General features: G+C 66.1%; 14 protein-coding genes and 2 pseudogenes. 9 read left to right on the top strand and 7 right to left on the bottom strand.

Annotated features, from left to right (window positions below):
* Nucleotides 1–71: 71 nt before the first annotated feature.
* The 3 genes and pseudogenes from OV287_RS06725 (at nt 72) to OV287_RS06735 (ending at nt 2,908) form a co-directional block, all read left to right on the top strand.
* A complete protein-coding gene (locus OV287_RS06725) occupies nt 72–1,235 on the top strand; it encodes a M20 family metallopeptidase (RefSeq protein ID WP_267533153.1) in 1,164 nt (387 codons plus the stop codon).
* A gap of 129 nt (nt 1,236–1,364) precedes the next feature.
* Nucleotides 1,365–2,373 (top strand): annotated as a pseudogene (gene sitA5, locus OV287_RS06730) (SitA5 family polymorphic toxin); the annotation flags it as partial.
* Nucleotides 2,374–2,677: 304 nt separating this feature from the next.
* On the top strand, nt 2,678–2,908 hold the full coding sequence (locus OV287_RS06735) for a hypothetical protein (protein ID WP_267533155.1): 231 nt from the start codon (nt 2,678–2,680) through the stop codon (nt 2,906–2,908).
* Nucleotides 2,909–2,954: 46 nt separating this feature from the next.
* Here the strand turns inward: OV287_RS06735 and OV287_RS06740 are convergent, their stop codons facing one another.
* Both OV287_RS06740 and OV287_RS06745 read right to left on the bottom strand, forming a co-directional pair.
* On the bottom strand, nt 2,955–3,737 hold the full coding sequence (locus OV287_RS06740; RefSeq protein ID WP_267533156.1) for an SDR family NAD(P)-dependent oxidoreductase: 783 nt from the start codon (nt 3,735–3,737) through the stop codon (nt 2,955–2,957).
* Between the two features lie 74 nt (nt 3,738–3,811).
* Entirely contained in the window at nt 3,812–4,093 is a 282-nt protein-coding gene (locus tag OV287_RS06745; protein ID WP_267533157.1) for a hypothetical protein, read from the bottom strand.
* Nucleotides 4,094–4,300: 207 nt separating this feature from the next.
* On the opposite strand from OV287_RS06745, the gene gcvA reads away from it, so the two are divergent.
* From gcvA to OV287_RS06765, 4 genes are all read left to right on the top strand, one after another.
* Complete coding sequence (gene gcvA / locus OV287_RS06750; RefSeq protein WP_267533158.1) at nt 4,301–5,215, top strand: transcriptional regulator GcvA; 915 nt, start codon at nt 4,301–4,303, stop codon at nt 5,213–5,215.
* Nucleotides 5,216–5,329: 114 nt separating this feature from the next.
* Nucleotides 5,330–7,309 carry a serine/threonine protein kinase gene (locus OV287_RS06755; RefSeq protein WP_267533159.1) on the top strand — a complete coding sequence of 660 codons (1,980 nt, stop codon included), beginning with the start codon at nt 5,330–5,332 and terminating at the stop codon, nt 7,307–7,309.
* A 110-nt stretch (nt 7,310–7,419) separates the two neighbouring features.
* Nucleotides 7,420–8,379 (top strand): DUF2381 family protein, encoded by a 960-nt coding sequence (locus OV287_RS06760; RefSeq protein WP_267533160.1) that lies wholly within the window; start codon nt 7,420–7,422, stop codon nt 8,377–8,379.
* 118 nt (nt 8,380–8,497) lie between these two features.
* The gene (locus OV287_RS06765) at nt 8,498–9,304 is read left to right on the top strand and encodes a hypothetical protein (RefSeq protein ID WP_267533161.1); all 807 of its coding nucleotides are present in this window, start codon (nt 8,498–8,500) and stop codon (nt 9,302–9,304) included.
* Nucleotides 9,305–9,348: 44 nt separating this feature from the next.
* Here the strand turns inward: OV287_RS06765 and OV287_RS06770 are convergent, their stop codons facing one another.
* The 4 genes and pseudogenes from OV287_RS06770 to OV287_RS06785 all read right to left on the bottom strand — a co-directional run.
* Nucleotides 9,349–9,894, bottom strand: coding sequence for an imm11 family protein (locus OV287_RS06770; protein ID WP_267533162.1), 546 nt, complete (start codon nt 9,892–9,894; stop codon nt 9,349–9,351).
* A 59-nt stretch (nt 9,895–9,953) separates the two neighbouring features.
* Nucleotides 9,954–11,300: an AHH domain-containing protein gene (locus OV287_RS06775; protein WP_267533163.1), complete on the bottom strand. Its 1,347-nt coding sequence runs from the start codon at nt 11,298–11,300 to the stop codon at nt 9,954–9,956.
* A gap of 55 nt (nt 11,301–11,355) precedes the next feature.
* A complete protein-coding gene (locus OV287_RS06780; protein WP_267533164.1) occupies nt 11,356–11,964 on the bottom strand; it encodes an imm11 family protein in 609 nt (202 codons plus the stop codon).
* A pseudogene (locus OV287_RS06785) lies at nt 11,961–12,632 on the bottom strand (AHH domain-containing protein); the annotation flags it as partial. The pseudogene OV287_RS06785 and the gene OV287_RS06780, both read right to left, overlap by 4 nt.
* Before the next feature lie 98 nt (nt 12,633–12,730).
* Here OV287_RS06785 and OV287_RS06790 point away from each other — a divergent pair.
* Both OV287_RS06790 and OV287_RS06795 read left to right on the top strand, forming a co-directional pair.
* Nucleotides 12,731–13,279, top strand: a complete 549-nt coding sequence (locus tag OV287_RS06790) for a hypothetical protein (RefSeq protein ID WP_267533166.1) — start codon at nt 12,731–12,733, stop codon at nt 13,277–13,279.
* A gap of 2 nt (nt 13,280–13,281) precedes the next feature.
* Entirely contained in the window at nt 13,282–13,752 is a 471-nt protein-coding gene (locus OV287_RS06795) for an SMI1/KNR4 family protein (protein ID WP_267533167.1), read from the top strand.
* Here OV287_RS06795 and OV287_RS06800 read toward each other — a convergent pair.
* The gene (locus tag OV287_RS06800) at nt 13,734–14,285 is read right to left on the bottom strand and encodes a hypothetical protein (protein WP_267533168.1); all 552 of its coding nucleotides are present in this window, start codon (nt 14,283–14,285) and stop codon (nt 13,734–13,736) included. The genes OV287_RS06795 and OV287_RS06800 overlap by 19 nt on opposite strands.
* Between the last annotated feature and the right edge of the window lie 66 nt (nt 14,286–14,351).

Consider the following 14,351-nt stretch of genomic DNA (forward strand, 5'->3'; position numbering starts at 1 on the left):
CCTGGCATATGCCCGGGTTGCAACCGGGGATGCACCCCGGGGCGAAACTTTTCGGCGGGAGGCCGAGGACGATGCGCGAGATGGGTGAAGCGGCGGCCAGCTGGCTGGTGGGCAGGCTCGGGGAGATGGAGGAAGCGCTCGCCGCGCTGGTGGAGGTGAACTCCTGGACGGAGAACGCGGAGGGCGGCCGCAAGGTGGGCGCCCTGCTGCGCGAGCAGTTCGCCATGCCGGGGCTGGTGGCCGAGGTGGTGCCCAGTACGCGGTACGCGGACCACCTGGTGTTCCGCTCGGAGGGAAGGGCGGGGCTCGCGCCGCTGGCGCTGGTGGGCCACCTGGATACGGTGTTTCCCCCGGGCAAGTTCGAGGGCTACCGGAAGGATGGGGCGCTGCGGCGCGGCCCGGGCGTGCTGGACATGAAGGGTGGGCTCGTCGTCATCGCCTGGACGCTCAAGGCGCTCGCGGCGTCGGGGGGATTGGACAAGCTGCCCCCGCTGCGGCTGGTGGTGGTGTCGGACGAGGAGGTGGGCTCGCCCGAGGGCGCTGGTGTCATTCGCAAGGCCATCGCTGGGGCGCAGGCCTGTCTCGTCTTCGAGTCCGGTCGGGCCGCGGACGCCATCATCACTCGGCGCAAGGGCACGGGCATGGCCACCGCGGTGGCGCACGGCAAGGCTGCCCATGCGGGCAATGCGCACCAGGAGGGGGCCAACGCGCTGTGGGCGCTCGCCCGCTTCGTGGACCGGGTGCAGCAACTCACCGACTACCCGCGCGGCATCACCGTCAACGTGGGCAAGGTGACGGGTGGCCAGGGGAAGAACACCGTGCCGGACCATGCGGTGGCGGAGGTGGACCTGCGCTTCTGCACGCGCGCGGATGGGGAGGACCTGGTGCAGCGCTTCCGTCAGGCGGCCGAGGAGGCCGCGGCCGGCGTTCCTGGCACCCGCGTCGAGGTGAGCGGTGGGGTGGCCCGCGAGCCACTCGAGCGCACCGAGGCCTCCGCGGCGCTGATGGCGGCGTATGGCGCGTGTGCCCATGCCTCCGGGCTGGGCCATGGCGAGGCTCCGCTGGTGGGCGGTGGCTCGGATGCGAGCACCTCGTCCTCCATGGGGATTCCGTCCATCGACGGGCTGGGCCCCCGGGGCAAGGGCTTCCACACGGTGGACGAGTTCATCGAGGTGGACACCCTGATTCCCAAGGCCCAGGCGCTGGCGCGCTACCTCGCGTCCCGCGCGCTGTAGCACGGCCCTCTCCCGGTGCTTCAAGCAAATCAATAGGGTCTCTGGTGTTTCAGTGTTCGTCAGACCCAAGGGGTATTTGCCCGGTATGGCTACCCAATAGGGCGTAGCCATCATCCCGGGAGAATGCCCATGAAGCTGTCTTGGACGGCGGTGCTGGTGGTGCTGCTCGCCGGATGCGGTAGTGCGTCTCGGGTCGTGCGCCTGGACACGGGCCAGACCGACACCATCGTCTTCACCCCTCGTTCCGGCGCCGAGCCGGTGGCACTGGGCAACGGCGAGTTCGAGAAGGCCGTGTCGGATCTGGCTCGGGATGTTCGGCCCCCAACTCGGCCCGAGGAAGCCGCCCGGCGGCTGTTCGAAGTGGAGGCGCGGAGCGGTTCGTACACGTACGAGACACCCAGCCGCCGCATCACTCCGCTCGGGGCGAGCGAGCACCTGGAGGGGCAGACAACGACGGCGGAGGTGGAGTTGACGCGCGCCTACCTGCGCTGGTGCGAGCGCACCGGCAGGCCCGGGGACTGTCTCCGCCTGCTGACGGGAAGCCCCACAGTCAATGGGGATGGTCGTTTCGCGCTCGCCATGGCCCTGGCCAAGGGCGCCGTGCTGGACGAGATGCTGGAGGCGTTCAAGGACATGGCCGACCCACACGCCATGGTGGCGGCCGTTCTCTGGACCTGGACGACGTACATGATCCTCGTCTCCATTCCCGACGTGACGATCTCGAAGGGCATCGCGGCAGTGATGACCGCCACGATTATATCCTACGTGGGCGTCGATACCTTCTGGGGCCTCGTCGTGGGTTTCAAGCGGCTGATGGATGAATCGGACCGGGTCACCACGTTCAACGAGCTGCGCGAGGCGGGCGAGCGCTACGGCAAGCGGATGGGCCGCAATGCGGCGCGGGCGTTCGCCTTGCTGGCCACGGCGGCCATTGGCAACACGGCGGCGGGGCTGGCTGCGAAGGTGCCAAAACTGCCCGGCGCGATGCAGGCGGCGGCGCAGGCAGAGACGCAGGTGGGGTTTCGTCTCGCGGCGGTAGGGGAAGTGGAGATGGTCGTCGTGAGTGCCGAAACCGTGACCATCGCCCTTGCCCCAGGGGCTGTCGCCATGACGGCCCATGGCTCGGGCGGAAACGGCGCTACCCCCAGGAGCGCTCTGGAGATTGCCGAGAGTGGGGGAAAGCATGCTGGCTTCTTGAGGAATTACGAAGGAAAGTCGCCAGATGAGCTGAGAAAAGGAATCGCGTCGCTCCAGAAACAGATTGAGCTCCACAAGGACAAAATAGCCAATCCAGATAAGCACATCCCGAATTGGTCATCACTGGAGCCACGGCAGCGAGACGCCCTGACCCAAAAGAAGTGGCCTTCGGATATAAATCGGCAAACCGAGCAGCTTGAGATTCTCGAGGGCCTGCTCAAGAAGCTGAAAGGAAACGGACAGCCATGAGCATGGACCTCTACGTTCGCGACCTGTGTACCCTTCTCAAGGAAAAGGCGATGGAAGCCAAAGCCGAGAGCCGCTCCGCAACGGAAACCCAGCGTGAGTTCGCGCTGGGTCGTCTGATGGCATTTCATGAGGTCATTTCCTTGATGCAGCAGCAGGCCCAGGCTTTTGGAATCGCGCTTGAAGCCCTTGGACTGGAGGACATTGAACCGGAGCGGGATCTCGTCTGATGACCAGGGCGGTGCACCCCAACTGCTTGGGGAACCATTCCAAGGGTCAGCTGTACTTGTTGCGTCCTGCCATGACGCCGCCGTCGACATCCCAGATTGCGCCGGTGACCCAAGCGGTCTCGTTCGACAACAGATGGGCGATGGTCTGCGCAACATCCTCTACGCGGCCCACGCGGCCGAGCGGATGGAATCCGTTGAACCCCTGGAGCGCACTGTGAACCTGCTCCTTCGGGATGAAACCCTCGTAGATGGGGGTCTCGACGACTGCCGGCGAAACCACGTTGACGCGGATGCCATGGCCAGCCAACTCCATCGCCAGGTGCTGCGTCAGCGAGTGAAGTCCTGCCTTGGCCATCGAATAGGCCGAGGAGGGAGTGGCCTGGATGGCCTGCCTGGCCCACATCGAGCCGATGTTGACCATCGCGCCCCCCTTGCGCAGCGCCACCATGGACCTGGCGACGGCCTGCGTGATGAAGAAGGTGGCCTTGTTGATGTCAAGATACAGGTCGTAATCGCGTTCCTCGTGCTCCAAGAAGGCCTTCGGCAGGAAGACGCCCGCTGCGTTGACCAGCAGCGTCGCGTCGGCGTGGTCCCTGTGCAGTTGGGCCTCCAGAGCCCGTCTCTCAGTGCCAGAGGTGATGTCCGCGCGCAGGCCATCCACGGGACCGAACGCAGCCAACTCCGCGACGGCGGCCTGGAGCTTGTCGTCTCGATGCCCGATGACAACGGCTCGCCCGCCCTCCTCGAGGACGATTCGGGCAACGGCCTTCCCCATCCCGCTGGTACCGCCCACAACGATGAGCTTCTGGTTGGTGAAGCGCGCACGCATTGAAAGTTGCTCCCTTGCTGGTGCCTGGTGAACGTCGGGCCACCGCAGTCGGCGGCGGCCCGACACGGAAAGCCTCAGGCGGCCTGATAGATTCGGACGTTCGGGGCGGCGTCGAGGAGCGGCTTCAACGCGTTCACAACATCGGCGGTGAACAGGTCGCTCTCGAGGTAGGCGCTGGCCTGCTGCGCCGTGTCGAACCCGTGGAGCACCTGCACGTCCTCGTCACGGACGAGCAACTCCTTCGACTTCGCGCCGGCGATCGTCTCGAGGAATGGCGCCTTGTAGTGCTGGTACACGCCCGCAGCCGCGGGCCGGTTGGCGGGAGAAATCTGCAGAGTGATTTGCAGGTAGACCATGGGTTTCCTCCATTTTGACGTCTGTACTGCGTGTAAGATGAGCTATCCCGCAGGGGCAGCTTCGACGGCAGTCTTCGGCTCCGATACGAGCCGGGGACGGCAGGTCGGGCTCCTCTCACCGAGGGCCGACGAGGAATTCATGCTGCTGAGTACCCGCCGCCGCAAACGAGATGTTCTTGGCTCCCGGCAAAGGAAATCTGACCGCCCATGAGCGCGCCCGAATACCTCAACGCCCTGCGTGCCTTCGAGGCGAGTGCCAGGCACGAGAGCTTCTCCGCCGCGGCCGCCGAGCTTCACGTGACCCCGGCGGCGGTCGGACAACTCGTGCGAAGCCTCGAGGAGGCGCTCGGCCTACCGCTGTTTCACCGGGGCACGAGCGGACGGAAGCGGCTGGTCCTCACCGAAGCGGCCCAGCGGGCGCTGCCGGAAATCCGCGCGGGGTTCGAGCGGCTGAGCGTCGGCGTCGCGCGGTTGAAGGAGAGCTCGTCGGCAGGTGTGCTGACCGTGACGGTCAGCCCCGCCTTCGCGGCCAAGTGGCTCCTGCCGCGCCTCGAGCGGTTCCAGGCCGCATGGCCGGAGCTGGACGTGCGGCTCGACGCGTCCACCGAGTTGCTCGACTTCGCCGCGCGCGGGGTGGATATCGGCGTGCGCTACGGAGCTGGGGTCTGGCCCGGGCTGATCGCCGACAAGCTCTTCGACGAGGAGGTCTATCCCGTCTGCTCGCCTGCGCTCCTGCCGCAGAGCCGCCGTCTGCGTCGGCCGTCGGACCTGGGCGGCCTACGACTCATCCACGACCGGTCCGTGGATGCCCGCGCGGGATTCGCCACGTGGGATGCCTGGCTCGAGAAGGCGGGCGCAAAGGACGTCGAGACGAAGCGAGGCCTGCGTATCAACAACTCCGCCGCGGTGCTGCAGGCGGCAATCGACGGGCAGGGCGTGGCGCTGGCCCGCAGCATCATGGCGCATGACGACCTGGCGGCCGGGCGGCTGGTGCGCCTGTTCCCGGAGGTGGAGTTCCCTTCCGTGCTCGCCTACTACGTCGTCTACCGGCCCGAGTGCGCCACGCTCCCGAAGCTGGTGGCGTTTCGTGAATGGCTCGTTCGCGAGGCGTCCGAGCGCTAGGCCCGAGCGCTAGGCCCGAGCGGGTGAGCTGACGGCGGAGGTGGTTTTTGAGTCAGACCCGGCCGTGACTTGCTAGGTTACGTTCCCAGCACCCTGGAAGCGGGAGCGGGCCCGATGTTCACCAACCAAGAGGGAGTAACGGTGTACCCGGATGCGCTGGCGCCGGGGACGGAGGTGGGGAGCTGGCGCGTGGTGGAGCGGCTGGGCGTGGGTGGTTATGGCGCTGCCTACCGGGTGGAGGACATGGCCCGTCCCGGCGACTTCTGCGTCCTCAAGCTGGCGCTACACGCGGGGGACGAGCGCGCCGAGCGCGAGGTGGTGCTGATGATGACCAGGGCGGTGCACCCCAACGTGGTGCGCTTCCATGGTTGCGCGCGCTGGCCCCATCCGAAAGACGGACTCCTCGGCATCGTCATGGATTGGGTGCCCGGCTCGCCTCTGCACCTGTGGGCCGAGACGGTGGGCTCCACCTTCCGGGAGCTCGCGAAGGTGGGCGGGAAGGTTGCCCTGGCCATGGGGGCCCTGCACGAGCGGGGCGTCTTCCACCGCGACCTCAAGCCCGAGCACATCATCATCCGCGAGCCGGACGGGGAGCCGGTGCTGCTCGACTTCGGCGCGGCCTGGTACGAGGGGGCCATTCCACTCACCAGCGGTACGCTCCCGCCGGGCACCTTGCAGATGCGCAGTCCGGAGGCGGTCCGCTTCCTGTGGCGCAACCACAAGGACCGCGGGGCTCACTACCCCTTCCAGCGCACCGATGACCTCTACGCGCTGGGCATATGCCTCTACCGGGCCGTCACCGGGCACTACCCTTTTCCCGAGGCGATGCCGGACCTGGCGCAAGACGCCATCGTGCACCAGCGGCCCCCCGCGCCTCGTGACTTCAACCGCCGGGTGCCCCGGGCGTTGAGCGACCTCATCATGCGCCTGCTGGCGAAGAAGCCGGAGGAGCGCTACCAGAGCGGTCGGGAGCTGAACGAGGCCCTGGTGGCGGCGGTGGCCTTTGGCGACCCGAAGCAGTGGGATGCGGCCATCTTCGATTGGGAGGCGGTGGCGCCGGAGAAGGAGGGGGACAAACCCCAGCGGCGCATCCGCCGCCCGGCGTGGCCCACCCGACCCGTGACGCCTCCGCCACCCAAGCTCGTCATTCCCCCGCCGCTCCCTCCCTTCCACCCGCCCCGGCGGGGACGGCGCGGACGGGCTCGGGGCCAGTCCGCCCCGGAGCTGGAGCAGGCTGGACGCGTCACCCCGGAGCCGGCGCGGACGGTTGCGCGGCGAAGGGTGGGCTTTGTGCTGGGCGGGCTGCTGGGGCTCGGCGGAGTACTCCTGCTGGCGGAGGGGCTCGGTCCTCGGGCCCGAGTCGAGCCGCCTCCACCCGAGGTGTTGTCCGCCTCCCATCCCACGCGCCAGCCGATCTCCGGACAGGAAGTGGCGCCTCCCTGGTCACCACTGGAGATTGAGCGGGCCGCAACCCCGACCCCCGTGGAGGACACCCCTGCGGCCGCCGCCCCGCTGGCGGTGTCACCGAAGGACGACGCCCCTGTGAAGAAGCAGAAGACTCCCATCTCGCAGAAGGACAACACGAAGAGCGGGACGGCCGCCGTGCGCGGTGCATGTGCGGGCCTCGTTGGTGTTGCCTTTCAAGCCTGTGTCAGCGCGCAGCAGGCGATTCCCGTGAGCCCGAGGCCTCCACCCCAGGAGTGCCCCGCGGAGGCCGTCAAGGCCATGACGGACACGCTTGGCATTCCCATCGGGCGGAAGCTGCGGAATTTGGAACTCGCCGAGATCGGAGCGCAGAAGCGCCTCCCCGTTCGGGAGGGTCTCGTCTCGGTCACGGCCGGTCCTCCCTATGGGGGAGAAGCGCACAAGTCATTGCCGAAGGGCACCGTGCTCACCGGCCAGTTCTACTTCGGGGAGGGCCGCGTCTATGGCCGCTTCACCGAGGCCCGCCTGCCCTCGGGGGACACGTTCAAGGTGTGCATGCAGGTGTTTGAGGGGGACAAGCTCGGCGTCGAGATGGAGCCAGGCAGCACGGCGGACCACGTGCTCCTCTGGTCCCGCCTGGAGGTGGAGGCGGTACGCCGCTTCGATTAGGGCGGGGCTGGGGCCCGGTGGGCTACGACGTCTGTACCCTACCGGACGGGAAGGTATGCTAGGGACCACGTTTCCGGTCTCTTCCCCGTCTCGAGAGAGGTCCTCGCTCCGTGTCCGTCTCGTCCCCCGCCGCCCTCCTGGCGCTGCTGCTCCCCGTGGCGACCAGCGTCACAGCCCAGCCGCTCCTCCCGGACGTTGATGCGTGCGCATCCCGTATCGAGCTGTCAGCCGGGTCTGGCGGCGGCGCGCGGGAGGTGTGCATCAGCCTGGAATTGCCCACCACCTTCCGCTTCGACTCACCCCTGGTGTCCGGGGCGGTGGAGTTGCAAGACCGCGGGCGCTTCGAGGACCTGACGCCAGGGACGCGCAGCTTCACCGTCCTTCCCCCGGCGGACATCCAGGCCGGGGAGCGGTTCAGGGTGGTGGTTCGCTTCGCGGACGGAGCGGCCCCGGAGCGTGCCACCTTCATCCTCGTGGGCCATCCGGCATTCGGTGCACGGCAGGTGGAGGTGTTCCGCGACAAGCGCACCGTGGAGGGCTTGCAGCGGGAGAACCTGGAGGAGCGTGCGAGGTCCTGGCGGCTCGGTCAGGAGTTGGAGCGGAGGCGGGCGGAGAATGGGCCCGGTGGCATCGCGGGGCTGATCGCCAGCGGGTTGATGACGGTGAGTAAGGAGGCGCAGGGTGTCGTGGCCCGCTCGTTGGAGAAGGAGGTCACCCAGGCACCGGGCGATGCCCTTCTCGCCGAGACGGTCATCAGCTTCCGCTCCATCACCACGAGCGGTGAGGGGGAGTCGCAAGGGGTGCGCGTGGCCGTGGCCATGAGGCTGACGAATCCCGGCGTGCGGCCCTGGACGGCCAGGGAGGCGGTGCTGGTGGGCAAGGGCCAGGAGGTGAAGCCCGTGCGGGTGCTCTGGCAGTCCGCCCCCATCCTGCCGGGCGCGGGGGAGTCGGAACTGGTCGTGGTGGAGACGGAGCTGACGGCCCGGGAAGCCCGGGACACCTTCACCCTCAAGCTGTGGGACGAGACGGGGACACGGCTCGTCACCCTCGGCCAGGTGACCTTTCCATGAGCTGAAGAGGACCCCGCACATGAACGATTTCTTGAAGAGACTTCTCGCCGCCACCGCCGCCATTCCCCCGGAGCAACTCCGCGGCGACCGTGGTGCTCCGCAAGCTGGGAGATACGCCATGCGTCAGCTCCGCCCCTTGAACTGGATCCACCATGTCTCCAGTCTTCCGGAACTGCACGCCGTCACCCTCCGGGCCTGGGCCTCGCTCGCACACGCGCGGCGCACACGTCCCTCCCGCTCGGAGTGGGACGTGCTGGACAGACAGCTTCGCGTGGCGGTGTCTTGCTTGCGGCGCCTCGCCCTCCCCGGCAATCCCGAGCAGGCCAGCACCTCGCCCGCGACCTTCGCCTCGCACTTCAATGTCGCCTGTATTCTGCTGCGTGAGGCCGCGTTCGCGGTGGAGTTCGCGCTCGCCCGCGCGGAGGGACGAGTGACCGACGAGTGGCTTCTCGCGGAGGCCCCTTCGCCCGTGCGGCCCACGGCGTGGACGGAGGCGCTCGAGAAGGCTCTCCGGGCACGAGGACTCCCTGGGGAGTCAGGCTGGCCCTCGCCAGTGAAAGCCCCCGACCTCACCGGCTTCGCGCGGTGCGGTCCTCATGTGGCCGACGCCCTGCACGCCCTCTACTCCGTGGCCACGCCGCTGTTCTATTCGGGAATCCTCGAGCGCGAGCGATACGGAGGGGCTTTCCCCACTCACCTGCTCGTCGCACGGGTGGACTTCGCCATTTCGGACTTCGACCAGCCCTCCAGCCCCTCCCGTGAGGACATGGAGGTTGCCCGGCGCGCTCTGCCCGCATTCCTGACCTTCCGCGAGGCCGTCATGTCGTGGGCAACGCCCCCAGAGATCCTCCCGCTGGCCGCGAAGTGCATGAAGGTACTCGGCGTCCCCCGGCACCTCCGAGGCGCTCCCGGCCCTGTCCCTTGACGCTTGGACGTTTTGCACTCACTGGAAATGGTGGGTCCGGCGCTTCAGACTTCGATGAAGCTAATGCCGGTGATGCCCTCTTGCTCCATGGCCGACTTGACGCGCTCGGAGACGATGAGGACCACCAGCCAGCCCCAGGTGCGGAAGATGTTGGCGCTCCCCACCTTCTCCGGGTCTACCTTCAGCCCTCGAACGTTCTTGTATTGGCCCACCCTGGAAGGATCGCCGTGCTCCGGTAGCCGGTAGAACACTTCTTCACACCGGGCGTCATCAATGCACCGGATGACTTGCAGGGCATTGAGGATGAACCAGGGCTCCGTCTGTCCTTCCACCTCCACGGGAATGAACTGCACCTCTTTCTGGAGCCCCAGACGCTCGAAGAGCGAGACGACCCGCCGGTGGACGATGGGAATCCCTATGGTCTCCGTGTAGTCGAGCGCGACACCCGCCGGCTTCATGGATAAGCGGATCGGCCTCTCGATTTCCAGGACTCGCCCCTCGGTGAATCGCCAGGTGTCGAACAGCTCGCGCTCGTCATCGTCCTCACGCCCGACCTCATCCTCACCATCCTTGAAGAGAGGAAACCTCAAATGCCAACGCCCTGGGACGTATTTGTTGTCATTTATTTTGTAATACCTTGCCTGTCTGGTCATGGCTTCCTCGTAGCCAACTTGTTGAGTTTGGAGCCCGGCGTACATACTTCACCTGCAATCCTGTCGAGCTCATCCACGAGTTTCGCTTGACACTCGGCGCGGGTCCTACAGGTTTTAATCTCGTCATTCAGCCGCTCGAAAATCTCGCTGTGGTACTCCTTGGGATGGGGCCCCTTGTGGTCTCGCAGGTAGACGATGTTCGCCGGGTCATCCAGGCTCATCCCCGCCTTTTTGAAGAGTATTTCGAAGTCCGGCGTCCAGGGGCCACCGTTGTTCTCTGATATGTCATTCTTGTTGGTACACAGGTGGTGGCGCTGGTGGCCGTCCTGCTTCGACTCCGTACACGCCCCAGTCGTCCGCGCCGCGCTCACCGCCGCCGTCGCCGTATTCGCCGTCACCCCCATCAGCACGACCGTCCCGTCCGCCACGTTCACCTGTGCCCTCGTCCCCGCCACCACCCTCACGCTTCCCCTCGGTCCTCCTCCAGCCAGGGCGAAGCGCGGCGGCGACAGCTTCGCCCACAGCCCTCCGTTCGGCACCTCCGGCAGCCCCCGCGCCAGCTTCGCTCCCGCCACCGTCACCAGCACTCGCAGTCCCACTCCTCCCAACGCCTTGCCGAAGCGTCTGGCCACCGCCTCCAACTCCTCCCTCGTCCTCGCCGCCTCCGCCTCCTGGTACAGCTTCAGGCACGCCTGCCCCACGTTGTAGAGTTCCGCCGCGCTATACGTCAGCAGCAGCCCTAGGGTCACAGCTCCCGCAAACGCCTTGGAGAACACTGGCTCCGGTGCCGCCCAGGCCAGCGCATACAGCATCATCGACAGCCCCACCGACAGCAGCACCGTCGGCGAGCTGAACAGCTCCAGCGCCGCCTCCCTTACCCCCTCTCCCATGTAGTTCGGCGAGAGCTTCAGCGCCTGAAACCATTTCGCACTTTCCAGTGTCCCTGGCAGTTCCACCAGCGCTGGTCCCAGCAACGCCTCGTACTCCTCTCTCACCCTCCTCTCCAGGGACGACGACCTCGCATCGACTGGCAGTATTCCCAGCATTCCCACCAGGGTTGCCGGGTGCGGCTTCTCCTCCAGCCTCCTGCCCGTCTGCTGGAATTCCTCCTCCAGCGTCTCCACCACCTCTCTCGCCTCTCCCACCGTCCACAGCGCCAGTGCCGGGTTCGGCCTCAACCTCTTGAACGTCAGCCTCAGCCCTTGCCCTTCATCCCCCTGGTACCCGCTCACCCCCACTGGCTCCAGCACTGGCAGCTTCTCCTCGGCTCCCGCCGCCGTGGCCCCCAGTGCAAGCCCCCCCAGCAGCAACACGTAGAGGGCATGAATGACTCTTGTCTGCATGTCCGGCTCCTCCAGCGCTTCGAATGCAGGGCGGTAAGTTCGAGGTTCGCACTTTTCAGACTTCGATGAACTTGATGCCAGTGATGCCCTCTTGCTCCATGGCCGACTTGACGCGCTCGGAGACGATGAGGACCACCAGCCAGCCCCAGGTGCGGAAGATGTTGGCGCTCCCCACCTTCTCCGGGTCCACCTTCAGCCCTCGAACGTTCTTGTATTGGCCCACCCTGGAAGGATCGCCGTGCTCTGGTAGCCGGTAGAACACTTCTTCACACCGGGCGTCATCGATGCAGCGGATGACTTGCAGGGCATTGAGGATGAACCAGGGCTCCGTCTGTCCCTCCACCTCCACGGGAATGAACTGCACCTCTTTCTGGAGCCCCAGACGCTCGAAGAGCGAGACGACCCGCCGGTGGACGATGGGAATCCCCATGGCCTCCGTGTATTCGAGCGCGACACCCGCCGGCTTCACGGACAAGCGGATCGGCCTCTCGATCTCCAGGACTCGACCCTCGCTGAATCGCCAGGTGTCGAACAGCTCGCGCTCGTCATCGTCCTCACGCCCGAGTTCATTCTCACCATCCTTGAAGAGAGGAAACCTCAAATGCCAACGCCCAGGGATGTAGACGTCATCATACATCTCGTAATACTTCATCTGTGCGGTCATGGCTTCCTCGTAGCAAGCCTGTTGAGTGTGGAGCCCGGCGTACAGACTTCCCCTGCAATCTTGTCGAGTTCATCCACAAGCCTATCTCGACAATTGGCTTGAGGCCGACAACCCCTCAGCTCATCATTCAATCGCTTGAAAACCTCGCGATGGTACGCCTCGGGATGGGGCCCCTTGTGGTCTCGCAGGTAGATGATGTTCGCCGGGTCATCCAGGCTCATCCCCGCTCGTTCGAAGAACTCCTCGAACCGGGGCGTCCAGGGGCCGCCGTTGTTCTCTGATAGGTCATTCTTGTTGGTACACAGGTGGTGGCGATGGTGGCCGTCTTGCTTCGACTCCGTACACGCCCCAGTCGTTCTGGCCGTGCTCACCGCCGACGTCACCGCCGCCGCCGCCGTATTCGCCGTCACCCCCATCAGCACGACCGTCCCGTCCGCCACGTTCACCTGCGCCCTCGTCCCTGCCACCACCCTCACGCTTCCCCTCGTCCCTCCTCCAGCCAGGGCGAAGCGCGGCGGCGACAGCTTCGCCCACAGCCCTCCGTTCGGCACCTCCGGCAGCCCCCGCGCCAGCTTCGCTCCCGCCACCGTCACCAGCACTCGCAGTCCCACTCCTCCCAACGCCTTGCCGAAGCGTCTGGCCACTGCCTCCAACTCCTCCCTCGTCCTCTCTGGTGCTCCTCACAGGCTGCGCGACGACTCGAGGAACGGGCGGGTCCGGACCGGAAGGCATGGGCCTTACGCCCTCGCCAGGAGCCACGCCCGCGGTGAAGAAGGAACTGCCCTGGTTGAACGTGTCGGGCGGGCGCATGAAGACGACGCTCTTCTATGGCCCCTGGCAATGCAGACGGGAATTCATGAACAGCTGCCAGACGGAGTGTGCCCGGGAGCTCCTTCCGCTCAAGGGCTGCATGTGGCTGGCCGACTTCAAGTTCGACTGGGAGGGAAGCCTCGTCCTCCTGCCCGTCCCCGTCAAGGCTGGGAGCCGCTACGGCATCTATCACTGTTGCTGTGACTACCCGACGCTGCCAAAAGCGAAGAAGGAAGTTGAGCGCAAGAAGTGGGATGGCATTCGAGAATCCTTCCGGCAGAAGTGGAGCAAGCGGTTCGGGGAGTGGCCCGAGGAAGGGGACGTGTCCTGGCCGGGCCATCACATCCGGGACCTCTGGCATGGCGGCGATCCGGTCGACCCCAACAACATCATTCCCGTTGGACCCAACGTACACGACGAGTACGGCAGGCAGTACCCCGGCTGCTACGCTGGTCAGGCGCCCTGGAATACAGTTGGACCTGACCTGCCCTACACGGACACCTGACGATGAACACGTCCATGAGCAGCTTGCTCGAAGAGGTCTCCCGCGAGCACTTTCCGCAGCCTCCTGCCACCCCCGAGGAAATCGAAGAATTCGAGCGCCGGGTGGGCTGGAAGTTGGATCCGGATCTGCGCGCCTTCTACCTGCACTGCAATGGGGCATCACTCATTCGATGGCAGGATTCACCTTATAAGCTTCTACCCTTGTCGAAGATCATCCGGGCGCGGGTAGCCATTCGTCGCGAAGATGATGACAAGTGGGGCCCCGCCTCAATGTATGCGCTCTGCTACGTGCGTGATGGCAACTATGTCGTTCTGGACGTGAGCCGCCAGGTAGACGGGCGATATCCACTCATGGATGGAGACCATGAGACCTGGCCCGACCCGGAATACCGCACGCAGATCGCCAGCTCGTTCTCGGAGTTCCTGGCGCAGGTCCTCCGCACGCGGCGCAGCCTCTACTGGCTACCGGAGTGACGAAGAGGCGCGCTCCCGTTGGACTCCGGCGTCACCTGGGCAGGACGGCCCAGGCTCGCGATGTCGACGGTCAACAACTGGTACAGCAGCACGTCCCACCACCAGAAGAAGAGCGCGCTGAACTTCACGTAGACGAGCGGTGCGTTCGTCCACACCTGCAGGGGGAGGTGAAACACCTGGTCGGCGACGAAGCCCGCCAGCCACTCGCCCGCCCAGCACACCGTTCCAGCAATCACCATCCGCTTCACCAGTCCCACGTCCCGGCGCAGGAACCAGAAGAAGTTCAAGCACCAGATGATGACCACCGAGCCTGCCCACAGTCCCAGGCTCTCGAAGGAGAACCAGTGGTAGGGCGAGCGGGGATAGGTCCACCCGGGCTCGCCCGTGAGCTTCCAGTAGAGCTGGTTCTGCAGCAGCTCCACGAACCAGAAGATGGGCGTCACGTAGCTGACGTGAAAGGCCAGCGAGCCGAGATACCCGGCCACCCTCCGCTGCGTACCGCTGCCTGACGACTCCGCCCCATCGCTCGACACAGTGGCCTCCTCCTCGGCCCGGTCTGCCCGAGCGCGGTACCTCGTTCGCTCGAGTCTGCCATGCGC

The organism is Archangium lansingense, from assembly GCF_026626635.1.
Classification (GTDB): Bacteria; Myxococcota; Myxococcia; order Myxococcales; family Myxococcaceae; genus Archangium; species Archangium lansingense.